The 25925-nt window shown below is 68.4% G+C and carries 22 protein-coding genes; 18 read left to right on the plus strand and 4 right to left on the minus strand.

The features are described 5' to 3' along the window. Window positions 1-13: 13 nt before the first annotated feature. The 3 genes from argJ to C2U31_RS07610 all read right to left on the minus strand — a co-directional run bounded on the left by argJ (window position 14) and on the right by C2U31_RS07610 (window position 3160). A complete protein-coding gene (argJ, locus tag C2U31_RS07600; RefSeq protein ID WP_103272288.1) occupies window positions 14-1240 on the minus strand; it encodes a bifunctional glutamate N-acetyltransferase/amino-acid acetyltransferase ArgJ in 1227 nt (408 codons plus the stop codon). Between the two features lie 191 nt (window positions 1241-1431). Further along, window positions 1432-2472 (minus strand): hypothetical protein, encoded by a 1041-nt coding sequence (locus C2U31_RS07605; RefSeq protein ID WP_103272289.1) that lies wholly within the window; start codon window positions 2470-2472, stop codon window positions 1432-1434. A 193-nt stretch (window positions 2473-2665) separates the two neighbouring features. Beyond that, on the minus strand, window positions 2666-3160 hold the full coding sequence (locus C2U31_RS07610; protein ID WP_103272290.1) for a MarR family winged helix-turn-helix transcriptional regulator: 495 nt from the start codon (window positions 3158-3160) through the stop codon (window positions 2666-2668). Window positions 3161-3526: 366 nt separating this feature from the next. On the opposite strand from C2U31_RS07610, the gene C2U31_RS07615 reads away from it, so the two are divergent. From C2U31_RS07615 to C2U31_RS07695, 17 genes are all read left to right on the plus strand, one after another. Continuing rightward, complete coding sequence (locus C2U31_RS07615; protein ID WP_103272291.1) at window positions 3527-4687, plus strand: ABC transporter substrate-binding protein; 1161 nt, start codon at window positions 3527-3529, stop codon at window positions 4685-4687. A 227-nt stretch (window positions 4688-4914) separates the two neighbouring features. After that, on the plus strand, window positions 4915-5835 hold the full coding sequence (locus tag C2U31_RS07620) for a branched-chain amino acid ABC transporter permease (protein ID WP_103276304.1): 921 nt from the start codon (window positions 4915-4917) through the stop codon (window positions 5833-5835). A 6-nt stretch (window positions 5836-5841) separates the two neighbouring features. Next, window positions 5842-6810: a branched-chain amino acid ABC transporter permease gene (locus C2U31_RS07625; RefSeq protein ID WP_103272292.1), complete on the plus strand. Its 969-nt coding sequence runs from the start codon at window positions 5842-5844 to the stop codon at window positions 6808-6810. Further along, window positions 6807-7601 (plus strand): ABC transporter ATP-binding protein, encoded by a 795-nt coding sequence (locus C2U31_RS07630; RefSeq protein ID WP_103272293.1) that lies wholly within the window; start codon window positions 6807-6809, stop codon window positions 7599-7601. The genes C2U31_RS07625 and C2U31_RS07630 overlap by 4 nt, the downstream gene beginning before the upstream one ends. Continuing rightward, window positions 7601-8305 carry an ABC transporter ATP-binding protein gene (locus C2U31_RS07635; protein ID WP_103272294.1) on the plus strand — a complete coding sequence of 235 codons (705 nt, stop codon included), beginning with the start codon at window positions 7601-7603 and terminating at the stop codon, window positions 8303-8305. Before C2U31_RS07630 ends, C2U31_RS07635 begins: the two co-directional genes overlap by 1 nt. A gap of 323 nt (window positions 8306-8628) precedes the next feature. After that, window positions 8629-10614: a biofilm regulation protein phosphatase SiaA gene (gene siaA / locus C2U31_RS07640; protein WP_199770968.1), complete on the plus strand. Its 1986-nt coding sequence runs from the start codon at window positions 8629-8631 to the stop codon at window positions 10612-10614. Between the two features lie 23 nt (window positions 10615-10637). Continuing rightward, window positions 10638-11177 carry a biofilm regulation protein kinase SiaB gene (gene siaB, locus C2U31_RS07645; RefSeq protein WP_103272296.1) on the plus strand — a complete coding sequence of 180 codons (540 nt, stop codon included), beginning with the start codon at window positions 10638-10640 and terminating at the stop codon, window positions 11175-11177. A gap of 91 nt (window positions 11178-11268) precedes the next feature. Beyond that, on the plus strand, window positions 11269-11646 hold the full coding sequence (gene siaC / locus C2U31_RS07650) for a biofilm regulation phosphoprotein SiaC (protein ID WP_103272297.1): 378 nt from the start codon (window positions 11269-11271) through the stop codon (window positions 11644-11646). After that, window positions 11643-12446 carry a biofilm regulation diguanylate cyclase SiaD gene (gene siaD, locus C2U31_RS07655; RefSeq protein ID WP_103272298.1) on the plus strand — a complete coding sequence of 268 codons (804 nt, stop codon included), beginning with the start codon at window positions 11643-11645 and terminating at the stop codon, window positions 12444-12446. The genes siaC and siaD overlap by 4 nt, the downstream gene beginning before the upstream one ends. Before the next feature lie 36 nt (window positions 12447-12482). Further along, the gene (locus C2U31_RS07660; protein WP_103272299.1) at window positions 12483-15059 is read left to right on the plus strand and encodes an EAL domain-containing protein; all 2577 of its coding nucleotides are present in this window, start codon (window positions 12483-12485) and stop codon (window positions 15057-15059) included. A 259-nt stretch (window positions 15060-15318) separates the two neighbouring features. After that, window positions 15319-17670: a bifunctional salicylyl-CoA 5-hydroxylase/oxidoreductase gene (locus C2U31_RS07665; protein ID WP_103272300.1), complete on the plus strand. Its 2352-nt coding sequence runs from the start codon at window positions 15319-15321 to the stop codon at window positions 17668-17670. After that, on the plus strand, window positions 17667-18458 hold the full coding sequence (locus C2U31_RS07670; protein WP_103272301.1) for an SDR family NAD(P)-dependent oxidoreductase: 792 nt from the start codon (window positions 17667-17669) through the stop codon (window positions 18456-18458). Before C2U31_RS07665 ends, C2U31_RS07670 begins: the two co-directional genes overlap by 4 nt. A gap of 38 nt (window positions 18459-18496) precedes the next feature. Further along, a complete protein-coding gene (locus C2U31_RS07675) occupies window positions 18497-19354 on the plus strand; it encodes an enoyl-CoA hydratase family protein (RefSeq protein ID WP_103272302.1) in 858 nt (285 codons plus the stop codon). Between the two features lie 144 nt (window positions 19355-19498). Continuing rightward, window positions 19499-20668: an acyl-CoA dehydrogenase family protein gene (locus tag C2U31_RS07680; RefSeq protein WP_103272303.1), complete on the plus strand. Its 1170-nt coding sequence runs from the start codon at window positions 19499-19501 to the stop codon at window positions 20666-20668. A gap of 72 nt (window positions 20669-20740) precedes the next feature. Next, entirely contained in the window at window positions 20741-22381 is a 1641-nt protein-coding gene (locus C2U31_RS07685) for an AMP-binding protein (protein ID WP_103272304.1), read from the plus strand. 27 nt (window positions 22382-22408) lie between these two features. Beyond that, entirely contained in the window at window positions 22409-22834 is a 426-nt protein-coding gene (locus C2U31_RS07690; RefSeq protein WP_103272305.1) for a thioesterase family protein, read from the plus strand. 51 nt (window positions 22835-22885) lie between these two features. Beyond that, window positions 22886-23290, plus strand: a complete 405-nt coding sequence (locus C2U31_RS07695; RefSeq protein ID WP_103272306.1) for a RidA family protein — start codon at window positions 22886-22888, stop codon at window positions 23288-23290. A 136-nt stretch (window positions 23291-23426) separates the two neighbouring features. On the opposite strand, the gene C2U31_RS07700 is transcribed toward C2U31_RS07695, so the two are convergent. Next, window positions 23427-24407: an AraC family transcriptional regulator gene (locus C2U31_RS07700; protein ID WP_103272307.1), complete on the minus strand. Its 981-nt coding sequence runs from the start codon at window positions 24405-24407 to the stop codon at window positions 23427-23429. Between the two features lie 294 nt (window positions 24408-24701). On the opposite strand from C2U31_RS07700, the gene C2U31_RS07705 reads away from it, so the two are divergent. Next, entirely contained in the window at window positions 24702-25880 is a 1179-nt protein-coding gene (locus C2U31_RS07705; protein WP_103272308.1) for an ABC transporter substrate-binding protein, read from the plus strand. Window positions 25881-25925 lie beyond the last annotated feature (45 nt).

Raw genomic sequence — 25925 nt, forward strand, 5'->3', positions numbered from 1 at the left:
GCGCGCGGGTGGATCAGGAGCGGTAATCGGCGTTGATCGATACGTATTCGTGCGAGAAGTCGCAGGTGTAGACGGTGTCGCTGACCTGGCCGCGGCCCAGAGCGATGCGCACGGCGATCTCGGCCTGCTTCATGACGCGCTGGCCGTCGGCTTCCTGGTAGGACGGATTGCGGCCGCCGTTGACGGCGACCAGCACATCGTCCAGCCACAGGCGGATGTTCGAGACGTCCAGGTCGTCGATGCCGGCGTAGCCCACCGCGGCCAGGATGCGGCCCAGGTTGGGGTCCGAGGCGAAGAAGGCGGTCTTGACCAGCGGCGAGTGCGCCACGGCGTAGGCGACCTTCAGCGCTTCTTCGGTGCTGCCGGCTTCCTCGACGCGGATGGTCATGAACTTGGTGGCGCCTTCGGCGTCGCGCACGATCTTCTGCGCCAGCTCCAGCGCGGCGGCGGTCAGGGCCTGGCGCACGGCGGCGTAGTCGGCATCGGACTCGGCGTTCACCTCGACGCCGGACTTGCCGGTGGCGGCGATGATGAAGGAGTCATTGGTGGACGTGTCGCCGTCGACCGTGATGCGGTTGAACGAGGCGTCGGCGATCTCGCGGGCCAGCTTGCCCAGCAGCGGCTGGGCGATGCCGGCGTCGGTGGCCAGGAAGCTCAGCATGGTGGCCATGTTGGGTCGAATCATGCCGGCGCCCTTGCTGATGCCGGTGAAGGTGACGGTCTTGCCGCCGATCTGGACCTTGCTGGAATGGACCTTGGGCAGCGTGTCCGTGGTCATGATGCCGTGGGCGGCGCTGAACCAGTGGTCCGGGCCGAGGTTGGCGATGGCGGCGGGCAGGCCGGCGACCAGGCGGTCCAGCGGCAGCGGCTCCAGGATGACGCCGGTGGAGAAGGGCAGGACTTCGGCGGCGGGCACGCCCAGCAGCTTGCCCAGCGCGGCGCAGGTGTCCTTGGCCTTTTGCAGGCCTTCGTCGCCGGTGCCGGCGTTGGCGTTGCCGGTGTTGATGACCAGCGCGCTGATCGGGCCGCCGGCGGCCAGATGGGCCTGGCAGACCTGCACCGGCGCGGCGCAGAAACGGTTGCGCGTGAACACGCCCGCCACGCTGGTGCCGGGCGCGAAGCGGAACACGGTCAGATCGCGTCGGTTGGCTTTGCGGATGCCGGCCTCGGTAACGCCGATTTCAACGCCGGCAACAGGGAAAACTTCGGACTCGGAGGGGATCTGCAGGTTAACGGCCATGACTTCGTCTCTATCAATGAGCAGGACGGAACCGCCGCCCGCTGGGCGGCGCGTGGGGGAAAGCTGGCTATTATCCCACCGCTTTGCTGCAGGGCCGGGATTGCCGCGTCGCGGACCGGCGGGAGGGGCGCGAACGCGCCGGCGGCGGAGCGGCCAGGGGTGGCTTGCGGGCGTCCGCGAGGGGCGGCGCCCTAGGGCCCGACCCGGACCGCGGCCACATCCAGCACGCCGGCATCGCGGTTGGACAGGACCGCGCGCACCGCGCCGTCCGGCGCCTGCAGCACCGAGCTGCCGGCCGCCACGTCCGTGCCGCCGGCGCGTCGGGCCACGCGCCCGCGCGAGGCCGAGAACAGCAGGTCGCCGGGCTGGGCGCCGGCCGCGCGCAGGCCGCCGGACAGCACCCGGGTGCCGGCGGGATAGGTCATGTCGCCCAGCGCGGTCTCGCGCGACAGCAGCCCCTCGAAACCCAGCAGCTGGCGGCGGGCATCCAGCCGCAGTTCCAGCTTCAGCAGCGACAGCCGCTCCACCTCCATGGGCTCGCTGCCTTCCGTGCGCAACAGCCAGCGCGCGCCCGCGCCCGCCTGTTCTATCGGCTGGCCGCGCACGGCCGGGTCCACCTGGATCCACGTGCCCGGTGGCACCGGCTGCCGGTCCAGCTGATTGCCGATGGCCAGATGGCAGCTGGCGAAACGGGGCTGGCCGCCCAGCATGACGAATTCGACGCGGTGGCCGTGGGCGCACAGCCAGCCCTCCTGGGCCTGGTCGCGGGCGATCTCCACGGACAGGGTTTCCGGCTGCCGGGCGGTCGCCGCGTAGCGATACAGGCCAGTGCTTTCCAGGCCATGGATCAGGCCCGGCTGACCCTCGGGGAAGCGGGCGCGATCGAAGGTTGACAGCTCGCCCGGCGTGGCCAGCCGCAGCACGGTGCCGGCGGGCATGTCCACGCCGGCGACGCGGGTGGGCTGGTTCAACACGCTGCGGCGCCCGGCGTCGGCCTGGGCGTCGCGCTCGGCGTCCAGCCACTGGCCCAGCTGTTGATAGGGGAAGATGGCGCCGAGCAGCGCCAGCGCGGTCATCAGGATCGTTCCCAGCCGGCGGTGGCCGCCGAGCCAATGGCGCGCGCCTCGACTGGTGGCGAGCACCGCCAGCCATGTCAGCAGGGTGCTCAGACAGGCGAGGGAGACCGCCATCAGCACGTAGAAATTGCCGCCAGGAAGTGAGACCGGGATCATGGGAAGATTATAGGATCCCCCCCGAAGCGCCGGGGGCGCTTCCCCCCCCAGGGGGCGCAGCTGCGGACCGGCGGAGCCGGATCCGCGCTGCCCCGATGGCGGGAGGATGTGCCTGGTTGGGCGGGCGTCTTGCTTGGCTGCCTTTGGGGGATTGGACGCCTCTATAGATAGCTGGTGGTAGGCGGGAGGCGCTTCAGCCCTTCTCGGCTTCGGAGCGGGTGGCCACCACCTGCAGCTTCAGTTCGCCCAGGGCCTGGAACAGCGCGTTGCGGCTGGATTCCGGCATGTCGCCGAACATGTTCTTGACCCAGGTCTCGTGGGCGCGGGCCATGCGGGAGAAGGCTTTCTTGCCTTGCGGGGTGAGCTTGATCAGCGAGCTGCGGCGGTCGGATTCGACCTTGGTGCGGACCACCAGGCCTTCCTTTTCGAGCTGGTCGGTGATGCCGGTGATATTGCCGTTGGTGACCATCATGTGGCGCGACAGCTCGCCCATCTTCATGCCCTTGGGCGCGCGTTGCAGCTGGGCCATCAGGTCGAAGCGCGGCAGGGTGGTGTCGAAGTCGTTGCGCAGCCGGCTGCGGATCTCGCCTTCGATCAGGTTGCAGCAGGTCAGCATGCGCAGCCACAGGCGCAGCGCGTGGTGGTCGTCGGGCGCGGCGCGGGATTCCAGGTCGGGGGTGTCGGTCATGGCGGAAGAGTTACCGGGAGGGCGGTTGGTCGGCGGGCGTCGGCGCCGCGGGCGCGCGGCCCGGCGCGTGCGTCTTGAGCGGCGGCGCAATGTCGGGTAAGGTCGCGCGGTCAGGGGAGCGGAACAGCGTAGCCATGCGGTAGTTTATTGGTAAAAACCCTAGACTTGTTTTGGCGAATACTTTAAACCTAAACTATGAAGCACGCCAGCCTTCCCCATGTCCCGCGGCGGGGGCGGGTGTCGCAAGCTCCCGTATGACTCCCGTTTGACGGCGGCGCACAGGCGCCGGCAGGCCGGGAAGAAGTCTTTCGAATCGCACCTCCAAAAAGAACATCTCTGCGCGGGCTCGCGCACGGAGCATCCACCATGCGTTTGATCACTTCCCTAATCGCCGCGGCCGCCCTGGTCCCGGCGCTGGCCCAGGCGGATGCCATCAAGGTCGGCATCGCCAACGACATTTCGGGTCCGTTCTCGGCGCTGGGCGCCGAGGCCCGCGACGGCTTCAACCTCGCCATCAAGCAGCTGGGCGGCAAGCTGGGCGGCCAGCCCGCCGAATTCCTGCAGACCGACATGGGCGGCAATCCCGACCAGGCCCGCCAGCTGGTCACGCGCTACCTGCAGCGCGAGAAGGTCGATTTCTTCACCGGCCCGATCGGCTCGAACGTGGCGCTGGCCGTGGGCCCCGCGCTGTTCGCCGCCAAGGTCCCCTACCTGTCCAACAACCCGGGCCCCAGCCAGTTCGCCGGCGCCCAGTGCAATCCGTACTGGTTCGGCACCTCGTACCAGAACGACGCCTTCCACGAGGCCGCCGGCAAGGTCGCGGCCGACAGCGGCTTCAAGAAGATGTTCATCATGGCCCCCGACTATCCGGCGGGCAAGGACGCGCTCAACGGCTTCAAGCGCGGCTACAAGGCCGCCCCGGGCGACGAGGTCTACACCAAGCTGGGCCAGATCGACTACGCGGCCGAGCTGGCGCAGATCCGCGCGGCCAAGCCGGACGCGGTCTACATCTTCCTGCCCGGCGGCATGGGCATCAATTTCGTCAAGCAGTTCGTGTCTGCCGGCCTGTCGCAGAGCATCAAGCTGATCGGCCCGGGCTTCTCGGCCGACGAGGACGTGATCCAGGCCGTGGGCGAGCCCATGCTGGGCATGGTCAACACGGCCCAGTGGGCGCATGACCTGGACGTGCCGCAGAACAAGGCCTTCGTCGAAGCCTTCCGCAAGGAATACAACGGCCGTTATCCCTCGGTCTACGCGGCCCAGGCCTACGACGTGATCATGGCCATGGACGCGGCGGTCAAGCAGGCCGGCGGCAAGGCCAGCGATCGCGACGCCATCGTGCGCGCGCTGGAAAAGGCCGACTACCCCTCGGTGCGCGGCAGCTTCACCTATGGCAAGAACCACTATCCCATCCAGGCCTATTACCAACGCGTGATCCAGAAGGACGCGAGCGGCCGCATCACCAACAAGCTGGTGGGCAAGGTCTTCGACAAGTACCAGGACGTCTACGTCGGGGAATGCAAATAGGGCCACCCCCGAAGCGCTGACGCGCTTCCCCCTAGGCGGGCCCCCTCAAGGGGGCATGCCTGCGGACCGGCAAAGCCGGATCCGCGGCATCCCGATCGTGGGGCACCCGTTGCGTCGTTGGGCACTTCCTCGAGGTTGGTCTCGTGGCATGCGGTGGGTAGGCGGTATCTGATATTGAATCGACCGTGCGCCAGGCCATCGGCGGCGCGCGGCAGGGGGTAGTGTTCATGACGTTTACGCTGATCGTCGAGCAATTGCTGAACGGTCTGCAGTTTGGGTTGATGTTGTTTCTGATCGCGGCCGGGCTGACCCTGGTGTTCGGCATCATGGACATCATGAATCTGGCTCACGGCTCGCTCTACATGGCCGGCGCCTACGTGGCCGCCGAGACCATGCAACGCACGGGTTCCTTCACCGCTGCTGTCCTGGTGGCGGCCGTCGCCACCGGGCTGGTCGGCGTGGCGCTGGAGCTCACGCTGATCCGCCGCCTCGCGCTGCGCGACCACCTGGCACAGGTGCTGGGCACCTACGCCGTCATCCTGATCGCCAACGACCTGGTCAAGATGATCTGGGGGCCGGCGCCGGTCATGCTCAACATGCCGGCGGCGCTGTCCGGACCGGTGCGACTGCTGCCGGACCTGCTCTATCCCGCTTACCGCCTCATGATCATCGCCTTCGGCGTGGCCGCCGCGCTGGGCCTGTACTGGTTCGTGACGCGCACGCGCGCCGGGGTGCTGGTGCGCGCCGGCGCGTCCAACCGGCAGATGGCCACGCTGATGGGCGTGCGCGTGCCGCTGCTGTTCCTGGGCGTGTTCGCGCTGGGCGCCATGCTGGCCGCCGTGGCCGGAGCGCTGCTCGGCCCGATCACCTCGGTGCAGGTGGGCATGGGCGAGGAGATCCTGATCCTGGTGCTGGTCTGTATCGTCATCGGCGGCATCGGCTCGATCCGGGGCGCCTTTGTCGGCGCCTTGCTGGTGGGCATGGTGGACACGGCGGGCCGGGCCTTCCTGCCCATGCTGCTGCGCCAGGTGTTCTCGCCCGCCGTGGCGTCCAGCGTGGGGCCCACGCTGGCGGCCATCGCCATCTATGTGCTGATGGCGGCGGTGCTGGTGTTCCGGCCTTCGGGCCTGTTTCCGGCGCGGGGGTAAGGCAAGATGCGCAAACAGACTGCCTGGACCCTGGTCCTGCTGGCCCTGCTGGCGGTGTTTCCCCTGGTCGCGCCCGCGCTCGGCCTGGACTTCTATATTTCCTTCGTGCGCCGCGTGCTGATCTACGCGCTGGCCGCCACCAGCCTGAACCTGATCCTGGGCTACGGCGGCATGGTGGCGCTGGGCCACGCGGCCTTCTTCGGCGCCGGCGCCTATGCGGTGGGCATCCTGGCCATGTCGGGCGTGACGTCCGCGCTGGTGTCCTGGCCGGTGGCCGTGGCGCTGGCGGCCGTGCTGGCCTGCATCACCGGCGCGATCTCGCTGCGCACGCGCGGCGTGTACTTCATCATGATCACGCTGGCCTTCGCGCAGATGCTGTTCTACATCTTTATTTCGCTGCGGCAGTATGGCGGCGAGGACGGGCTGAACCTGCCGGGTCCGTCCACGCTGCCGGGGCTGTCGCTGGGCGACGACGTGTCGTTCTACTACCTGGTGCTGGCGCTGTTCACGCTCCTGTCCTGGCTGTTCGGACGGCTGGTGGCCTCCCGCTTCGGCACCGCGCTGCAAGGCATACGCGAGAACGAGTCGCGCATGGAGTCTCTGGGCTATCCGGTCTATCGAATCAAGCTGGCCGCCTTCACGCTGAGCGGCGCCGCGGCCGGACTGGCCGGCGCGCTGCTGGCCAACCACAACCTGTTCATCTCGCCCAGCCTGATGCACTGGACCCAGTCGGCCAACCTGCTGATCATGGTGCTGGTGGGCGGCATCGGCCTGCGCCATGGCGGCGTGGCAGGTGCGGTGGTGATGCTGACGCTGGAAGAGGTTCTGCGCTTGTGGACGGAATACTGGCACCTGCCGCTGGGCGTGCTGTTGCTGGGCGTGGTGTTCGGCGCGCCGCGCGGGCTGGTCGGCCTGCTGGGGCCATGGTTCGCCGGCCGCGCGACGGCGCGGCCGGGCAAGGAGGGATCGCGATGAACGCCGTCAATTCCGCGGTGCCAGCCCTGGAGGCGCGCGGCCTGGTGCGCCGCTTCGGCGCGCTGGTGGCGACCGACCAGGTATCGCTCCGCCTGGCGCCGGGCGAGATCCATGCCCTGATCGGCCCCAACGGCGCCGGCAAGTCCACCCTGATCCACCTGCTCTCGGGCACGCTGGCGGCCGACGCCGGCACGCTGCTGCTGGGCGGGCGCGACGTCACCGGCATGAACGCGCACCAGCGCGTGGCCGCGGGCCTGTCGCGCTCGTACCAGATCACCAATATCTTCAAGCAGTCCTCGGTGCTGGACAACCTGGTGCTGGCGGTACAGGCGCACGCGGGCAGCAGCTTCCGCTTCTGGCGTCCGCGCGCGGCCGAGACCGCGCTGTATGAACAGGCGCGCGAGCTGGCGCGCGAATGCGCCATCGACGCCAGCCTGCTGGAGCGTCCGGCCGGTACGCTGCCGCACGGCGAGCAGCGCAAGGTGGAGTTCGCGCTGGCCCTGGCCGCCCGGCCCGCCGTGCTGCTGCTGGACGAACCCATGGCCGGCATGGGGCCGGACGAGACGCTCAGGCTGACCGAGCTGATCGAGGCCATGCGCGGCCGCGCCGCCATGCTGCTGGTCGAGCACGACATGCAGGCCGTGTTCCGCCTGGCCGACCGCATTTCGGTGCTGGTGTACGGCCGCGTGATCGCAACCGGCACGCCCGACGAGATCCGCGCGAACGCCGACGTGCGCCAAGCCTATCTGGGTGACGAGGAAACCGCGCCCGCCCGCCAGGAGATTGCCTGATGCTCTCGATCGAATCGGCCAAGAGCGGCTACGGCGCGAGCCAGGTGCTGTTCGGCGTGGACCTGCGCATCGGCGCGGGACAGGTGGTGACCTTGCTGGGCCGCAACGGCATGGGCAAGACCACGCTGCTGCGCACCCTGTTCGGCCAGCTGCCGCTGCGCGGCGGCGCGATCCGCTTCGCCGGGCAGGACATCAGCGGCTGGAGTCCGGACCGCATCGCGCGCCTGGGCATGGCCATCGTGCCGGAAGGGCGACAGTGCTTTCCCAACCTGACGGTGCGCGAGCACCTGACGGCCTTTGTCGCGGCGCGCAATCCGGACATCGGCGCGCCCTGGACGCCCGAGCGGGTGTTCGAGCTGTTTCCCCGCCTGGGCGAACGTGCCCGCAACATGGGCAACCAGCTGTCCGGCGGCGAACAGCAGATGCTGGCCATCGGCCGGGCGCTGGTCACCAATCCGCGCCTGCTGATCCTGGACGAGGCCACCGAGGGCCTGGCGCCCAAGATCCGCGAGGAAATCTGGAACTGCCTGGCGCGGCTGCGCGAGGCCGGCCAGACCATCCTGGTGATCGACAAGTATGTCGAGCGCTTGCTCAGCCTGGCCGACCAGCACGTGATCCTGGAGCGCGGCAAGGTGGTCTGGACCGGCGACTCGCCGGCGCTGGACGCCGATCGCGGCCTGTGGGAACGCTATCTCGGGGTGTAGCGAGAAAGCCGCAATCCCCCTGCGTCGCCGGTTTGAAGATGCGACATAAACGGCAATAAAACCACATATAGTTTGCCGCAAGGAAAAACTTGACGCACAAAACGCTTCAAGGCGTTTACACCCGTTTCCATCGCCTGCGCGGTTCTCTACACTAAGCGCGCCACGCACCAGCTCGGTGCGCGGCGATCACTGCCCACGAGGCGGGTCGAGCGCGCGGCGGCAAGCCCTGCCCGCGGCCGCGGACTCGCGGTCGGGACGGCAGGCCGCGCATGCAAGACACTCCGCGCACGCCGCCACTTATCCAGTTGTCAGGAAGACTACGCATGGCGAAATGGGGATTGCGCAAGAAATCGCTTATGGCTTTGCTGCTGGCGTGCCTGGTCGCGCTGGCGCCGGCCGCATTGATCGGCTGGCAACTGCTGGACGGCGTCCGGGATCACTTCGGGCGGGCATTCGCCGACAACTTCACGCAACTGAACCGCCAGCGCATCCTGGCGCCGGTCTCGCGCGAACTGGCCCTGTCGCTGCGGCTGGCCGACAGCGAGGTCACGCGCCGCTGGCTGCGCAATGAGTCCGATCCGGCCGCGCGCGAGCTGTTCTTCCGCGAAGCCGACGGCTACCGCCGCGATCTGCTGGGCCGGGCCTACTTCATCGCCAGCGCCGCCACCGGCAACTATTACTTCAACGACGACCAGCCCCTGTCCGAGGCGCCGCGCTACACGCTGAGCCGTGGCGCCGCCGATGACGGCTGGTTCTACAAGTCGCTGCAGGCGTCCGCGCTCTACAACATCAACGTCAACCCCGACCTGAAGCTCAAGACCACGCGGGTCTGGATCAACGCCCAGGTGCGCGACGGCGACAAGGTGCTGGGCCTGACCGGCGCCGGCCTGGACGTGGGCGGCTTCCTGCGCGACTTCGTCAATAGCGGCCAGGCCGGCGTCACGCCCATCATCGTCGACGAGACGGGCGCGATCCAGGCGCACATGGATCCCACGCTGATCGCCTACAACTCCGGCGCCGGCGGCGCCGACGGCCGTGGCATGGTGTTCTCCCTGCTGGACCCCGGCCCGGGGCGCGAGGAACTGCGCTCGGCCATGCACGCGGCGCAGGCCGATCCACAGTCGGTGCAGTCGGCCTGGGTCGCGGTGGACGGCCACCGCCAGCTGGTGTCGGTGGCCTACATGCCCGAACTGCACTGGCATGTGCTGACCCTGGTGGACCTGGGCGCGGCCCGGGTGCTGGACACGGGCTGGATCTGGCCGGTGGCGGTGGGCCTGGTGCTGCTGTTCGCGGCCATGCTGCTGTGCTTCGGCTACGCCGTCGAGCGGTTGATGCTGCGGCCGCTGCGCCGGCTGCAGCAATCGGCCCGCGCCATCGCCAACGGCAGCTATGACGTCAGCCTGCCGCCCGGAGGCCAGGACGAGATCGGCGATCTCAGCAATGCCTTCGGCGTCATGGCCGACAAGGTGCGCCAGCACACGGCCGAGCTCGAGAGCAAGGTGCGCGAGCGCACCTCGGAGCTGGAAAACGCCAACCGCGCCATGGCCGCCGCGCACAAGAAGATCGGCGACTCCATCGACTACGCCAGCCTGATCCAGCGGGCCATCCTGCCGGATCGCCAGCTGACCCAGTCGCTGGGCGAGCATCACTTCGTGCTGTGGAAGCCGCGCGACGTGGTGGGCGGCGATTTTTACGTGTTCCGCTCCGATGGCGGGAATTGCCTGCTGGGCATCATGGACTGCGCCGGCCACGGCGTGCCGGGCGCGCTGATGACCATGCTGGCGCGCGCCGCCATCGACCTGGCGATCACCGAGGTCGGCCCGTCCGATCCGGCCGCCGTGCTGACCCGCACCGACAGCGCGATCCGCGCCATGCTTGCGGACGCGCAATTGCCTAGGGCGCTGGCGACCAATACGGACGCGGGGCTGGTATATATTGACCGCCAGGCTGGCCTGCTGCGCTACGCGGGCGCGAAGATCAGCCTGTACGCCAGCAATGGCGATGCGTTGCGCGAAGTTCCCGGAGGAAAGCGTGCGCTGGGTGATAAACGCGCGGGCGTCTACGAGAATATCGAGCTGTCGATGGAACCGGGCTGGACCTACACCCTGGCGACCGACGGCTTCCTGGATCAGGCGGGCGGTGAACATGGCTTCGGCTTCGGCAACACGCGCTTCGCCGACATGCTCAAGACCCACGCGCGGCGGCCGTTAACTGAACAGGTCGCCGCGTTCACGCAGGCGCTGGCCGATTATCAGGGCGGCCAGCCGCAGCGCGACGACATCACCTTGCTGTCTTTCCGTTTCGAATAATCGTTATCAGGGCGCCAACTTCCATGAATGCCTCCGATCTGTACGCCTTGGGCGAGCGGTTCAACCAGAACCGGACCCTGTTGTGCTTCAACGGGCCGATCTCCCGCAGCCTGATCGAAGAAATCGGCAACGCGCTGAAGAACTACCTGAATGTCGAGCACGCCCGGCCGGCGGAGGCCATGGACGTGTTCTCGGTCTATATCGAAATGATCCAGAACATCCGCCAGTACGCCGCCCAGAACGGCGACACCGACGCCTGCGCCACGGTGGTCATCGGCCGCCGCGACGAAAGCCGTTACGTGGTGTCGGCTGGCAACCTGGTGCGGATCGAGGACGGCAACGCCCTGGTGGCGCGCGTCCAGGAGCTGGCTGCCCTGGACAAGGCCGAGCTCAAGGCCGCCTACAAGGCGCAGTTGCACAAGCCCCGGGCCCAGGGCGTGGCCTCGGGCGCGGGCCTTGGGCTGATCGACATCGCCCGGCGCTCGGGCGCGCCGATGGAGGCCAGCCTGACGCCGGCCGCCGGCGAAGGCACAGCCTTCTTCAGCCTGAGCGCGGTGATCTGAACGCCGCCATGCCCACGGATTCCCAATTGAACAGGCCCCATGCGCCGGACCCAGCCGCCCGCGTCCGCGACGGGGCCCATCGGAGCTATTGATGAAAGACCTGAACATTCCCGGGACCCAGTCCACGCCCGCCATCACCGCGGATCCGGCGCGGGGCCTGCTGACCATGCGCGGCGATTCCTATCCTGAAAACTCGTTCGAGCTGTTCGGCCCGGTGATCGAGTGGGTGGAATCCTATCTGCTGGGAGCTAGCGCGCCGCTCAACCTGGAACTGGAACTGCTGTACCTGAACACAAGCAGCATCAAGTCCATGATGGATATCTTCGACGTGCTGGAATCCGCCCACGGCAAGGGCCGCCAGGTTGGCGTCACCTGGTTCTACGACATGCGCAACGAGCGCGTCGGCGAACTGGCCGAGGAATTCAAGGAAGACTGCACCTTTCCCTTCTCGGTTATCGGCCGCCAATGAAAGCAGGCAACGCCGACCTGGACCAGCGCATCGCCGAATTGTTGGCGGATCCCGCCCATGTCGGGCATCCGCTGCGCGAGGCATTGGAGGCGCTGTGGCGCCATACCGCCGACCAGATGGCGCGGATCGAGCGCGTGACCCAGTTGTCGGATGCCTACCAGACCATGGCGCATGAGCGCGAGATCGGCCTGTGCGACCGCTTCGACCGGCAATTGCGCCGGCTGACCCGCATCGCCCGCATCTCCGATCACTACCAGAGCATGATGCGCGACCTGAACGCCGCGCTCGAGGAAACGTCCAGCCGCGACCCCCTGACCGGCCTGTTGAACCGCCGCGCCCTGATGGAGACGATCAAGCAGGAGGTGCAGCGCGTCGCGCGCGGCGGCCAGCCCTTCGTCGTGGGCATGCTGGACGTGGATCATTTCAAGGCGGTCAATGACCGCTACGGCCACGAGGCCGGCGACCGCGCCCTGGTCGAGCTGGCCAGGGTGCTGCGCCACGGCCTGCGCGAGTACGACCTGTGCGGCCGCTGGGGCGGCGAGGAGTTCCTGGTGCTGCTGCCCAATACCGGGCCGGAGGCGGCGCAGGCCGTCATGGACAGGCTGGTCGGCGAGGTCCGCGCCATGGTCATCGACGTGGGCGGCGAGGCGCTCAGGCTCACGGTCAGCATCGGCATGTCGTGCCATCAGCTGGGAGAGACCTTTTCAGAAACGCTCAGCCGCGCGGACCAGGCCCTGTACCTGGCCAAGCAGGACGGACGCGACCGCGTCGCCCTTGGATATACCCCCGGCGCTGAATGACTCCGGAACTGCTGTATTCCGGTATTGGAGCCTCATATGCTTGATTCTCATCTGGGCGTTCCCGACGCGGTTCCAGAAGCGGACGCGTGGCGAACGGGCAGCTACCTGGCATCGATGGATCGGGCGCTGCTGCTGTTCGACTTCGACCCGGCCGGCTCCGTGTTGAGTACGAATGCGAATTTCCTGGCGGCCATGGGCTACGCCAGCGACGAGGCGCTGACCCTGCGCCACGACATGTTGTGCGACAGCATGGACGAGGGCAAGGGCATCGCCAGCGCCGAACAGATCTGGGCCCGGCTGCGCCGCGGCGAACACTTCTCCGGCACCTGCCGCTACCGCCGCCGCAATGGCGGCGCGCTGTGGATCGAGGCCACCTACCTGCCGCAGATCAATCCGGCCGGCGAAGTCGAGCGCATCTCGGTCGTCTCGCGCAAGTCCATCGCCGACGCAGAGCGGCAGGAAGAGGTGCGCCTGCTGCTGCTGGGCATCAACGAGACCGGCAACGCCGTGGCCGTGTCCGGCCCGGACGGCCGCATCGTCTACGTCAACGAGGGCTTTCACCGCATGCTCGGCTTCGGCCGCGCCGACGCGGTCAATCAGGAGCTGGGCGAACTGCTGGCCGGCGGCCGGCCGGATGGCGGCACGCGCGAAGAGCTGGATCGCCGCATCGCCTGCCGCGAGGGCTACCACAAGGACGTGCTGGTCTACGATCGCGCCGGCAAGCCGCTATGGGTGTCTGTCATGGCCAACTCCGTGTTCGACGAGCGCGGCACGCTGGTCAACGTGGTGGATGTGCTGACCGATATCACCCCGACCAAGGTGCATGAGGTGCTGCAGCGCCGCGTGCTGCAGGCCATGGTCAACGAGGCATCTGTCACCGAAGTGATGAACATGGTGTGCCGCGAGGTCGAACGCCTGGCGCCCGAGGTGCTGACCACCGTGCTGCGGGTGGACGATGCCGGGCGGCTGCGGCCGCTGGCCGCGCCCAGCCTGCCGCCGGCGTTCAGCGACGCGCTGGACGGCGAGCCCATCGGTCCGCAATGCGGCGCCTGCGGCACTTCCGCCTTCCTGGGCCGGCCGGTCATCGTGCCGGATATCGCCACCGATCCGCTGTGGGACGGCTATCGCCACCTGCCGCTGCCGGAGGACATCAAGTCCTGCTGGTCCTCGCCGATCAAGTCCAGCGATGGTCGCGTCATCGGCACTTTCGGCTTCTATTTCCGCGAGCGCCGGCTGCCCGACGACTTTCATCACCGCCTGGTGGATGTCTGCGTCTACCTGTGCGCGCTGGCGCTGGAGCGCGAGGAAGCGCGCGCCCGCATCCGCCAGCTGGCCTTCTACGACGAATTGACCGGGCTGCCCAACCGCAATCTGTTGCTGGCCCAGTCCGAGCAGGCCATCGCCCGCGCCGAGGCCGAGCGCAAGCGCGTGGCGGTGCTGTTCCTGGACCTGGACCGCTTCAAGCAGGTCAACGACACGCTGGGGCATCCCATCGGCGACGCGCTGCTGCGCGAGGTCGCGCTGCGGCTGCGGCGGCTGGCGCGCGCCACCGACATCGTCGGCCGGCTGTCGGGCGACGAGTTCGTCATGCTGCTGCCCGATTTCGAGCATGGCCGGCTGACCGCCGCCGCCGAGCACATCCTGGTGGCGCTGGCGCAGCCCTTCGGCGTGGGCGGCATCACGCTCAATCCCTCGGTCAGCATCGGCATCAGCGTCTTCCCGGAAAACGGGCGCGACATGGACACGCTGCTGCGCCACGCCGATATGGCCATGTACCAGGCCAAGACCGCCGGCCGCAACCGCATCTCCTTCTTCAGCGCCGAGATGAACCGGCAGGCGCAGGAACGCCTGGCGCTGGAGGCGGCCCTGCGCGATGCGCTGGAAGGCCGCGCGCTGCGGTTGCACTACCAGCCGCAGGTCGGGCTCAGGAACGGCAGCCTGTACGGCGTCGAGGCGCTGGCCCGCTGGCGCCATCCGACGCTGGGCGAGATCTCGCCGGCGCGCTTCGTGCCGCTGGCCGAGGAGTGCGGGCTGATCGGCGACCTGGGCGACTGGGCGCTGCGCGAGGCCTGCTCGCAGCTGGCGACCTGGCGTCACAACGGCCTGCGGGTGCCTTCGGTGTCGGTGAACCTGTCGGCCACCAACTTCCACAATCTGAACCTGCCCCGGATGATCGCGGCGACGCTGGCGGAATTCGGCCTGGCGCCGGGCGACCTGATGCTGGAAATCACCGAGGGCGTGGTGCTGGACGCCACCGCCGGCACGCTGCGCACCATCGCCGAGCTGCATCGCCTGGGCGTGCGCCTGTCCATGGATGATTTCGGCACCGGCTATTCCAGCCTGGGGCACCTGCGCCGGTTGATCGTCGACGAGCTCAAGCTGGACCGCAGCTTCGTGCAGGGCCTGGAGAGCGACGACGCGGCGCGCGCGCTGACCAGCGCCGTGATCCGCATCGGCGAGAGCCTGAGCCTGCCCGTCGTGGCCGAGGGGATCGAGAACGAAGAGCAGCGGCGCTTCCTGATCGAGCAGGGCTGCGCGGCGGGGCAGGGCTTCCTGTTTTCGCCGCCCTTGCCGGCCAACGACCTGGAGCAGTGGCTGCGCGGTCGGTACTAGCGGCAGCTTGAACGCAAGGGCGGGCCTGGTCCCGCCCTTGTGCCGTTCCCGCCAGGCAGCGCCCCTCCACGCCTTCCCGACGGGTTGCCGGTCGCGGCAATTCGTCCCCATTTGATATCCGGACTAGTCGCTTTCCCCATTTGCGATAGGTCAATTTCGGGTATATATTTCAAGCCTAAACTATCCAGACCTAAATATCTGCGGCCCCCGCTCCTGCACACCCAGAGCGCCCGTCGCACACCATGGAGTGCATACGGAAATGAAAATAGTCTGCATCGGCGGCGGTCCCGCCGGCCTGTATTTCGGTCTGCTCATGAAGTTGCAGGATCCCGCCAACGAAGTCACGGTGATCGAGCGCAACCGCCCATATGACACCTTCGGTTGGGGCGTGGTGTTTTCCGACGCCACCATGCAGAACCTGCGCGAGGCCGATCCGGTGTCCGCCCAGACCATCGGCGACGCCTTCAACCACTGGGACGACATCGACATCCACTTCAAGGGTCGCAGCCTGCGCAGCGGCGGCCATGGCTTCATCGGCATCGGCCGCAAGAAGCTGCTGAACATCCTGCAGGCGCGCTGCGAGGAGGTGGGCGTCAAGCTGGTGTTCGAACAGTTCATCCAGGACGACCAGGCCATCGCGCGCGAATATGACGCCGACCTGGTGATCGCCTCGGACGGCATCAACAGCCAGGTCCGTACCCGCTACGCCGACACCTTCCGCCCCGACATCGACCAGCGCAACTGCCGCTTCGTCTGGCTGGGCACGAAAAAGGTCTTCGACGCTTTCACCTTCGCCTTTGTGCAGACCGAGCACGGCTGGTTCCAGGCGCACGCCTACCGCTACGAAGACGGCATGTCCACCTTCATCGTGGAAACGCCCGAGGAAACCTGGCAGGCCGCCGGCATCGAGCAGATGAGCCAGGAAGAGGGCATCGCCTATTGCGAAAAGCTGTTCGCGCCCTGGCTGGACGGCAATCCGCTGGTCAGCAACGCATCGCACCTGCGCGGCTCGGCCATCTGGATCCGCTTCCCGCGCGTCATCTGCAACACCTGGGTGCACTGGAACACGCTGGACACCGCCCGCGGCGAGCGCCGCGTGCCGGTGGTGCTGATGGGCGACGCCGCCCACACCGCCCACTTCTCCATCGGCTCGGGCACCAAGCTGGCGCTGGAGGATTCCATCGAGCTGGCGCGCTGCCTGAGCGGCGCCGAAGGCAGCGTGGAACACGGCTTGAAGCACTACGAGGAAGTGCGCAGCGTGGAAGTGCTGAAGATCCAGAACGCCGCCCGCAACTCCACCGAATGGTTCGAGAACGTCAAGCGCTACGCCGGCCTGGAGCCGGAGCAGTTCGCCTACTCGCTGCTGACCCGCTCGCAGCGTATTTCGCACGAGAACCTGCGGCTGCGCGATCCGGCCTGGCTGGAAGGCTTCGAGCGCTGGATCGCCGAGCGCGCCGGCGCGCCGGCCCCGGCCGGCCAGCGTCCGGCCATGCCGATGCTCACGCCCTATCAGGCGCGCGGCGTGCGGCTCAAGAACCGCATCATGGTTTCGCCCATGGCCATGTACTCCTGCCAGGACGGCGTGCCGGGCGATTTCCACCTGGTGCATCTGGGCGGCCGCGCCATGGGCGGCGCCGGCCTGGTGATGGTGGAGATGACCTGCGTTTCGCCCGACGCGCGCATCACCCCGGGATGCCCCGGCCTGTGGAATGACGAGCAGGCGCGCGCTTTCACCCGCATCGTGGACTTCGTGCACGGCAACAGCGACGCCCGCATCGGCGTGCAGATCGGCCATGCCGGCCGCAAGGGCTCGACCCAGCTGGGCTGGCAGAAGATCGACCATCCGCTGGCCGAAGGCAACTGGCCGCTGCTGTCGGCCTCGGCGCTGCCCTATATCGAGGGCGTGTCGCAGACGCCGCGCGCCATGACGCGCGCCGACATGGATCAGGTGCGCGACAACTTCGTGGCCGCCACCCGGCGGGCCGTCGCCGCCGGTTTCGACTGGCTGGAGCTGCACTGCGCCCACGGCTATCTGCTGTCCAGCTTCATCTCGCCCCTGACCAACCAGCGCGACGACGAATATGGCGGCAGCCTGGAGAACCGGCTGCGCTATCCGCTGGAAGTGTTCCACGCGGTGCGCGCCGCCTGGCCCGAGGACAAGCCCATGTCGGTGCGGATCTCGGCGCACGACTGGGTCGAGGGCGGCATCACCCCCGACGACGCGGTCGAGATCGCGCGCCGCTTCAAGGCCGCCGGCGCCGACATGATCGACTGCTCGTCCGGCCAGGTCAGCAAGGCCGAGAAGCCCGTCTACGGCCGCATGTTCCAGACGCCCTTCGCCGACCGCGTGCGCAACGAAGCCGGCATTCCCACCATCGCCGTGGGCGCGATCTTCGAGGCCGACCACGCCAACGCCATCATCGCGTCCGGCCGCGCCGACCTGTGCGCGCTGGCCCGTCCGCACCTGGCCGACGCGTCCTGGACGCTGCGCGAAGCCGCCCGCGTGGGCTATCGTGACGTGACCTGGCCCAGCCAATATTTCGCCGGCAAGCGCCAGCTGGAAACCAACTTCGAGCGCGCCGCCGCCATGGCGCAACTGGACGTCAAATGAGTGAACTTGCATTGCCCCTGGCGGGCCGCCATGCGCTGGTGACGGGCGGCGCCCGAGGCATCGGCCTGGCCTGCGCCCGCGCGCTGCTGGCGCGCGGCGCCCGCGTCACGCTGCTGGGCCGCGATGGCGCGGCGCTGGACAGCGCCGTCGGGGGGCTGGCGAGCCTGGGCCAGGCCCAGGCCGTCAGCGCCGATATCGCCGACGAAGCCTCGGTATGGCAGGCCTTCGCGCAGGCCGAGGCCGCCTTCGGCCCGGTGCACATCCTGGTGAACAACGCCGGCCAGGCGGTCAGCCAGAAGTTCGAGCGCACCGACGCCGCGCTGTGGCAGAACATGCTGGCGGTCAATCTGACCGGCACCTTCCACTGCGTCCAGGCGGCGCTGCCGGGCATGCTGGCGGCGGGCTGGGGCCGGGTGATCAACGTCGCCAGCACCGCCGGCCTGATCGGCTACGCCTATGTCAGCGCCTATTGCGCCGCCAAGCACGGCGTGATCGGCCTGACGCGCTCGCTGGCGCTGGAAACCGCGAGCAAGGGCGTGACCGTGAACGCGGTCTGCCCCGGCTACACCGAGACCGACATCGTGCGCGGCGCCGTCGCCAACATCGTCGACAAGACCGGCATGACGCCGGACGCCGCCCGCGCCAAGCTGGCCGAGCGCAACCCGCAGGGCCGCCTGGTGCAGCCCGAGGAAGTGGCCGAGACGGTCGCCTGGCTGGCCCTGCCGGCCAGCGCCTCGATCAATGGCCAGGCCATCGCCGTGGACGGCGGCGAAGTGATGACCGGCTGAGCCGGCGCCCACCCCTTGCATACAGAAACGGAGACACCATGAGCACGCAGACCGAAGAACACAGCATGAAGCACCACAAGCGTCCGCTCGCCGGCTACCAGGCGAAGACGTTCCTGTGGCAGGTGTCTGCGGACGGCAAGGTCGCCACCATCACGCTGAACCGGCCCGAGCGCAAGAATCCGCTGACCTTCGATTCCTATGCCGAGCTGCGCGACCTGTTCCGCGCGCTGGTCTACGCCACCGACATCAAGGTCGTGGTGGTGACGGGCGCGGGCGGCAATTTCTGCTCCGGCGGCGACGTGCACGAGATCATCGGCCCGCTGACCAGGATGAGCATGCCCGAGCTGCTGGACTTCACCCGCATGACGGGCGATCTGGTCAAGGCCATGCGCGCCTGCCCGCAGCCCATCGTGGCGGCGGTGGACGGCATCTGCGCCGGCGCCGGCGCCATGATCGCGCTGGCCTCGGACATGCGCCTGGGCACGCCTGCCGCGCGCACCGCCTTCCTGTTCACCCGCGTCGGCCTGGCCGGCGCGGACATGGGCGCCTGCACGCTGCTGCCGCGCATGATCGGCCAGGGCCGCGCGTCGGAACTGCTGTACACCGGCCGCGCCATGACGGCCGAAGAAGGCGCCAGCTGGGGCTTCTTCAACGCGCTGCACGATGGCGCCGGGCTGCTCGACGCCGCCCAGGCGCTGGCCGCGCAGCTGGCCGCCGGCCCGACCTTCGCCCATGGCGTGACCAAGAAGCTGCTGCACCAGGAATGGAACATGGGCGTGGACGAGGCCATCGAGGCCGAGGCCGAGGCCCAGGCGATCTGCATGCAGACGCGCGATTTCCATCGCGCTTATGAAGCGTTCGTCGCCAAGCAAAAGCCGATATTCGAAGGAAACTGAAGAGAGAGGCCCACCCCCGAGCGCTACGCGCTCCCCCTCCAGGGGGCGCTGCTGCGGACCGGCAAAGCCGGCTCCGCGCAGCCGCGATTGAGCCACACCTGTTTTTAGCGATGCAGATGCCGCGTAGCGCTACGGAGAGTTGATATGAGAGATGCAAGCTGGCTGGATTGGCCGTTTTTCGAGGAACGGCACCGCGTCCTGGCGCACGAGGTCGACGCCTGGTGCGAGCGTTCGCTGGGCGAAGTCGATCACCATGACGCGGACGCCGCCTGCCGCAAGCTGGTCAAGGCCATGGGCGAGGCAGGCTGGCTGCGCTACGCGGTCGCCGGCGGTCCCGACGGCGCCTGGGGCGGCGCATTGCCCGAGGTCGATTCGCGCTCGGTCTGCATCCTGCGCGAAACGCTCGCGCGCCATGAAGGGCTGGCGGACTTCGCCTTCGCCATGCAGGGCCTGGGCAGCGGCGCGATCTCGCTGATGGGTTCCGATGCGCTGCGCGCGCGCTACCTGCCGCGCGTGGCGCGCGGCGAGGCCATCGCCGCCTTCGCGCTGTCCGAACCCGAGGCCGGTTCCGACGTGGCCGCGCTGGCCTGCGAAGCCCGGCTGGACGGCGACGCCTATGTGCTCAACGGCGCCAAGACCTGGATCTCCAACGGCGGCATCGCCGACTTCTACTGCGTGTTCGCGCGCACCGGCGAGGCGCCGGGCGCGCGCGGCATCAGCGCCTTTGTCGTGGACGCCGACACCCCGGGCTTCGAGGTCAGCGAGCGCATCGACCTGATCGCCCCGCACCCGCTGGCCACGATCACTTTCGACAACTGCCGCATCCCCGTCGCACAGCGGCTGGGCGAGCCGGGGCAGGGCTTCAAGCTGGCCATGATGACGCTGGACATCTTCCGCGCCTCGGTGGCGGCGGCGGCGCTGGGCTTCGCCCGTCGCGCGCTGGACGAGGGGCTGGAACGGGCCAGGTCGCGCCGCATGTTCGGCCAGACCCTGGCCGACCTGCAGCTGACGCAGGCGGCGCTGGGCGACATGGCCACCGCCATCGATTCCTCGGCGCTGCTGGCCTACCGCGCCGCCTGGATGCGCGACGTGCAGAAGCAGCGCACCACGCGCGAGGCGGCGATGGCCAAGATGACCGCCACCGAATCGGCCCAGGCCGTGATCGACCGCGCGCTGCAGATGTTCGGCGGCGCGGGCGTGGTCTCCGGCATGCCGGTGGAAAAGCTGTACCGCGAGATCCGGGCGCTGCGCATCTACGAGGGCGCCACCGAAGTCCAGAAATTGATCATTGCCCGTGAACTACTGAAATCCTGACGGACGCCGCAGAGCGCCCGCGGGACCAGGCCACGCCACCAAACCACACAGCACAGACGGCAAGGGGTTTTCATGGAAACATCCGCCCACATCGACACTTTCGCCCGGGATAACCTGCCCCCGGGCGAGCTATGGCCTGAATTCCTGCTCGACGGCCCCGACGTGGCCTATCCTAAGCGCATGAACTGCGCGGTGGAACTGGTGGACGCCATGGTCGAACGCGGCCATGGCGAGCGCGTGGCGTTGCGCTGGTCCCAGGACGGCAAGCCCGCGGCCATGACCTACGGCGAGCTGGCGGCGCTGACCAACCGCATCGCCCATGTGCTGGTCGAGGACATGAAGCTGGTGCCGGGCAACCGGCTGCTGCTGCGCGGCCCGAACAATCCCATGATGGCGGCCTCCTGGTTGGCCGCCATCAAGGCCGGCCTGGTCACCGTGCCCACCATGCCGCTGCTGCGCGCCAAGGAACTCAAGCAGATCATCGACAAGGCGCAGATTCAGGCGGCGCTGTGCGACGTGCGCCTGAAGGACGAGGCCGAGTTCTGCCTGCAGAAGGACCATGAACACCATTGCGCCGGCCTGCGGCAGGTCGTGTATTTCAACGACCAGGGGCCGGCCTCGCTGGACGCGCTGGCCGCGACCAAGGCCGACGATTTCCAGGCCTGCGACACCTCGGCCGACGACGTCTGCCTGATCGCCTTCACCAGCGGCACCACCGGCGCGCCCAAGGGCTGCATGCACTTCCATCGCGACGTGCTGGCCATGTGCGACCTGTTTCCCAAGCACGTGATCAAGCCGGGACCGGACGATGTGTTCTGCGGCACGCCGCCGCTGGCCTTCACCTTCGGCCTGGGCGGCCTGCTGTGCTTCCCGCTGCGCGTGGGCGCCAGCACGGTGCTGGCCGAGAAGCTGTCGCCCGACAGCTTGCTGCAGCTGATCCAGGATTTCCGCGCCACCATCGTGTTCACCGCGCCCACCTTCTATCGCCAGATGGCGGCGCTGGCCGGCAAGTATGACCTGTCCTCGCTCAAGAAGAGCGTGTCGGCGGGCGAGGCCCTGCCCGACGCCACCCGCCAGCTGTGGAAGCAGGCCAGCGGCCTGGAGATGATCGACGGCATCGGCGGCACCGAGATGATCCACGTGTTCGTGTCCAGCCCGCCGGACGAGGTGCGGCGCGGCGCCATCGGCCGCGTGGTGCCGGGCTACATCGCGCAGATCGTGGACGACGACATGAATCCGCTGCCCAACGGCACCGCCGGCCGGCTGGCCATCAAGGGCCCCACGGGCTGCCGATACCTGGCCGACGAGCGCCAGCGCCGATTCGTGCAGGCTGGCTGGAACCTGCCGGGCGACACCTTCGTGCAGGACGACGACGGCTATCTCTTTTACCAGGCGCGCAACGACGACATGATCGTGTCGGCGGGCTACAACATCGCCGGTCCCGAGGTCGAGGACGCCCTGCTGCGCCATCCGGCCGTGGCCGAGTGCGGCGTGGTCGGCGCGCCCTGCGACGAGCGCGGCCAGGTGGTCAAGGCCTTCGTGGTGCTCAAGCCGGGCTTCGAGCCGGGCGATGCGCTGGTGGCCGAGCTGCAGGCCTTCGTCAAGGCCAATATCGCGCCCTACAAGTACCCGCGCGCCATCGAATTCGTGGATGCGCTGCCGCGCACCGAGACCGGCAAGCTGCAGCGCTTCGCGCTGCGCAAGATGGCCTGAGCGGCGACAAGGCAAACAGGAGCCAACATGGGAAATCCGTTCGTCAGCCAGGTGGAGGTGCGGTTCCGCCATTGCGATCCGGCCGGCATCGTGTTCTATCCGCGCTATTTCGAGATGATCAACGATTTCGTCGAGGAATGGTTCGACAAGGGCATGGGCTTGCCTTTCCATGCGCTGCACGTGGAGCGCCGGATCGGCACGCCCACGGCCTCGGTGCAGTGCGACTTCACCGCGCCCAGCCGCTGGCATGAACGGCTGCGCCAGACGCTGGAGGTGCAGCGCATCGGCGGCGCCTCGTTCAAGGCGCTGGTGCGTTTCGAAGGGCCGGACGGGCAGTTGCGGCTGTCGGCGACCCTGACCATCGTGACCGTGGACTTGCGCAGCATGAAGTCCACGCCCCTGCCCGACGATCTGCGCGAGCGGATGCGGGCCTATCTGGCGCCCGCCGCCTGAGCGCGCGCCAGCCTTACTTCACTGAGTTTTTTGATAATAGGATGAGACGTTATGAAGATTCTGCAACCGCCGGATTGGATGGCGCCCCGTGGCTATTCAAATGGAATCCTCGCCGAGATGACGGTGGGCAGCAAGCTGGTGTTCGTGGGCGGCCAGGTCGGCTGGAACGGACAGCAGCAATTCGAGTCGGATGACCTGGCGGACCAGGTGCGCCAGACCCTGGCGAACATCGTCGCCATCCTGGCCGAGGGCGGCGCCAAGCCGGAGCACATCGTGCGCATGACCTGGTACGTCACCGACAAGAACGAATACGTGGCGGCCTATCCGGCCATCGGCAAGCACTACCGCGAACTGATCGGCCGGCATTTCCCGGCCATGACGGCGGTGGAGGTCGCGGACCTGGTCGAGGACCGCGCCAAGGTCGAGATCGAAGTCACGGCCGTCGTGCCGGCCTGATCCTGTTCAACGCGCCGGGCGGCCTGTCGCGTCGGCCCGGCGGTCCGGGCTCCGGCCGTCCGCCGTCCCGCTTACCGGGCCGGCATCTGGCACCGAATGGCGGGTGCTGGAGCCAGCGCGGGCCGCGCGTCCGCGATCACTGCGCCAGGCGCAAGGTCTGCCTGGGCAGTTCGCCGAATCTTTCCTTGTAGTACTCCGAAAACCGGCCCAGGTGGCCGAAGCCCACCGCCAGCGCCGCCTCGGTGACGTTGGCGCAGGCGCCGTCCAGCAGGCGCTGGCGCGCCGCATCCAGCCGCAGCGCGCGCAGCGCGTTCATGGGCGTGGTGTCGCGGTGTTCCTGGAACAGCCGGGTCAGCGCCGTGTCGCTGGCGCCGGCGTGGCGGGCGATGTCCTTGAGCGTCATGGGCGTGGCCAGGTGCGCGCGCATATAGGCCTCGGCCAGCGCCAGGCGGCGTGGCGGCGTGGCCGCCGGCCCGCCGCGCCAGGTGTTGGGCTGGTTGTACAGCAGGTGCAGCACCAGCGTGTCCTCGAGCTGGTCCAGCCAGGCGGCCGGCGGGCGCGGCGCGCCGTCGTCCAGCGTGGGCAGCAGGTGGATCAGGCCGCCCATCATGCTGCGCCAGGCGGCGCCCACCGGGTTGTCCAGCCGCAGCGCGGGGCTGAAGTCCAGCGGCCGCAGCGCGGCCTCGCCGAAGGCGCGCTGGCCGATAGCGTCCAGCTTGCCGCGCGGGATCTTCAACAGCAGTTGTTCGCAGCCGGCTTCCCAATGCAGCCGCAGCGGCCGGTTGGGCGCGATGACCGCGGCACAGGCCGGATCGGCGTCCACCCGGACGCCGCCGCATTCGATGCGGGCGCGCCCGCGCAGCGGCACCTGCACCAGCATGAAATCCTGCAGTTTGTCGGGTTCGATCTGGACTTCGGCGCCGTAGCGCAAGGTACAGACCGTCAGCGCGCCGAAGCGGCCGCGGTTCAGGCGCGCGTCGACCCGTCCGCCTTTCCAGGTCAGCCGGTGTTCCTTGAGGGTTTCCGAGACGAGCGCACGCGTCTCGTCCTGTTGCGTGGAGCTGAATACGCGCCGCTCGAACAAGGGCGCCAGCTCTAGGGGGGACCCGCCGCGCATGGATGCCTCCGGAACGCGGGACACCCCGCCTGCGCATCCAGAATAATTTAAAGGTCAAGGATTGGGAATTAAGTGAATCCCGGATAAAGCCGCCGCTTTTCGGATAGAGCGGGGCGGTCGGGCGGCCTACGCTAGCGCAAGCGGCCTGGGATCCCGCGCGGGCGGGCCCGGGTTGGTGCGTGGCGCGGCGGCGCGTAAGCTGGCGATTCCTGGCGAGCGGCATGCGCGGACCGCGGCAGACGGATTCTGCCAGTCTGACGCCGGCGGGGCCGGCGCGACAAAACGGGGTGATTCATGAATCGCAATCTCTGGGGCCGGCGCGCGCTGGCCATGCTGGTGTGCATGGGAGCGGCGGCGGGCGCCGTGGCGGCGGACAAGGTCAAGGTGGGCATGTTGACCACCTTGTCGGGTCCGGGCGCGGCCCTGGGCAATGAAATCCGTGACGGCTTCAATCTGGCGCTGCAACATACGGGCGGCAAGCTCGGCGGTCTGCCGGCCGAGGTGGTGGTGGCCGACGACCAGCAAAAGGCCGACGCCGGCCGCCAGGCCGTCGAGCGCTTGCTCAAGCGCGACAAGGTCGACGTGATGACCGGCATCGTGTTCTCGAACGTGCTGCTGCCGGTGATGCCCGCCATCCTGCAATCGGGCACGATCTACCTCAGCACCAACACCGGCCCCGAGAACTACGCCGGCGCCGGCTGTAACCCGAATTTCTTCGCGGTGGCCTGGCAGAATGAGGACATTCCGGCGGCCATGGGCAAGTACGCGGCCGACCAGGGTTACAAGCGCGTGGCGCTGATCGCGCCCGACTATCCCGGCGGGCGCGAATCGCTCAACGGCTTCAAGCGCCTGTACAAGGGTGGCCTGTCCGAAGAGATCTATACTCAGCTGGGTCAGCTGGACTACGGCGTGGAGATCACCCGCCTGCGCGCCAGCAAGCCGGACGCGGTGTTCTTTTTCCTGCCGGGCGGCATGGGCGTGAACTTCATCAAGCAGTTCAATGGCGCCGGACTGGGCCAGGAGATCGCTCTGCTGGCGCCGGGCTTCTCGGGCGACGAGGACACCATCGCCGCCGTGGGCGAGCCGATCAAGGGCTTGCGCAATACCGCGCAATGGGCGGCGGACCTGGACAATCCCGCCAACCGCAAGTTCGTCGAGGATTTCAAGAAGACCTACAAGCGCATGCCGACGCTGTACGCCTCGCAGGGTTACGACGCCGCCATGCTGCTGGACAGCGCGGTGCGCCAGACCGGCGGCAAGCTGGACGCGGACACGCTGCGTCCGGCGCTGCGCCGCGCCGATTTCAAGTCGGTGCGCGGCGATTTCAAGTTCAACCGCAACCAGTATCCCATCCAGAACTACTACCTGCGGATCATCGAGGCAGGCGCGGACGGCAAGCCGGCGAACAAGCTCTCGGGCACGGTGCTGACGCAGTACCAGGACCCGTTCGCCGCATCTTGTCAAATGGAGTAGACCCCCCCCGAAGCGCTGCGCGCTTCCCCCCAGGGGGGCGCCGCA

This window comes from Achromobacter sp. AONIH1, assembly GCF_002902905.1.
In the GTDB taxonomy this organism is placed as follows: domain Bacteria; phylum Pseudomonadota; class Gammaproteobacteria; order Burkholderiales; family Burkholderiaceae_B; genus Achromobacter.

Bases quoted from the DNA above. Each gene is read 5' to 3' on its own strand.
- argJ (WP_103272288.1), bottom strand. From the start codon at position 1,240: ATGGCCGTTAACCTGCAGATCCCCTCCGAGTCCGAAGTTTTCCCTGTT.
- C2U31_RS07605 (WP_103272289.1), bottom strand. From the start codon at position 2,472: ATGATCCCGGTCTCACTTCCTGGCGGCAATTTCTACGTGCTGATGGCG.
- C2U31_RS07610 (WP_103272290.1), bottom strand. From the start codon at position 3,160: ATGACCGACACCCCCGACCTGGAATCCCGCGCCGCGCCCGACGACCAC.
- C2U31_RS07615 (WP_103272291.1), top strand. From the start codon at position 3,527: ATGCGTTTGATCACTTCCCTAATCGCCGCGGCCGCCCTGGTCCCGGCG.
- C2U31_RS07620 (WP_103276304.1), top strand. From the start codon at position 4,915: ATGACGTTTACGCTGATCGTCGAGCAATTGCTGAACGGTCTGCAGTTT.
- C2U31_RS07625 (WP_103272292.1), top strand. From the start codon at position 5,842: ATGCGCAAACAGACTGCCTGGACCCTGGTCCTGCTGGCCCTGCTGGCG.
- C2U31_RS07630 (WP_103272293.1), top strand. From the start codon at position 6,807: ATGAACGCCGTCAATTCCGCGGTGCCAGCCCTGGAGGCGCGCGGCCTG.
- C2U31_RS07635 (WP_103272294.1), top strand. From the start codon at position 7,601: ATGCTCTCGATCGAATCGGCCAAGAGCGGCTACGGCGCGAGCCAGGTG.
- siaA (WP_199770968.1), top strand. From the start codon at position 8,629: ATGGCGAAATGGGGATTGCGCAAGAAATCGCTTATGGCTTTGCTGCTG.
- siaB (WP_103272296.1), top strand. From the start codon at position 10,638: ATGAATGCCTCCGATCTGTACGCCTTGGGCGAGCGGTTCAACCAGAAC.
- siaC (WP_103272297.1), top strand. From the start codon at position 11,269: ATGAAAGACCTGAACATTCCCGGGACCCAGTCCACGCCCGCCATCACC.
- siaD (WP_103272298.1), top strand. From the start codon at position 11,643: ATGAAAGCAGGCAACGCCGACCTGGACCAGCGCATCGCCGAATTGTTG.
- C2U31_RS07660 (WP_103272299.1), top strand. From the start codon at position 12,483: ATGCTTGATTCTCATCTGGGCGTTCCCGACGCGGTTCCAGAAGCGGAC.
- C2U31_RS07665 (WP_103272300.1), top strand. From the start codon at position 15,319: ATGAAAATAGTCTGCATCGGCGGCGGTCCCGCCGGCCTGTATTTCGGT.
- C2U31_RS07670 (WP_103272301.1), top strand. From the start codon at position 17,667: ATGAGTGAACTTGCATTGCCCCTGGCGGGCCGCCATGCGCTGGTGACG.
- C2U31_RS07675 (WP_103272302.1), top strand. From the start codon at position 18,497: ATGAGCACGCAGACCGAAGAACACAGCATGAAGCACCACAAGCGTCCG.
- C2U31_RS07680 (WP_103272303.1), top strand. From the start codon at position 19,499: ATGAGAGATGCAAGCTGGCTGGATTGGCCGTTTTTCGAGGAACGGCAC.
- C2U31_RS07685 (WP_103272304.1), top strand. From the start codon at position 20,741: ATGGAAACATCCGCCCACATCGACACTTTCGCCCGGGATAACCTGCCC.
- C2U31_RS07690 (WP_103272305.1), top strand. From the start codon at position 22,409: ATGGGAAATCCGTTCGTCAGCCAGGTGGAGGTGCGGTTCCGCCATTGC.
- C2U31_RS07695 (WP_103272306.1), top strand. From the start codon at position 22,886: ATGAAGATTCTGCAACCGCCGGATTGGATGGCGCCCCGTGGCTATTCA.
- C2U31_RS07700 (WP_103272307.1), bottom strand. From the start codon at position 24,407: ATGCGCGGCGGGTCCCCCCTAGAGCTGGCGCCCTTGTTCGAGCGGCGC.
- C2U31_RS07705 (WP_103272308.1), top strand. From the start codon at position 24,702: ATGAATCGCAATCTCTGGGGCCGGCGCGCGCTGGCCATGCTGGTGTGC.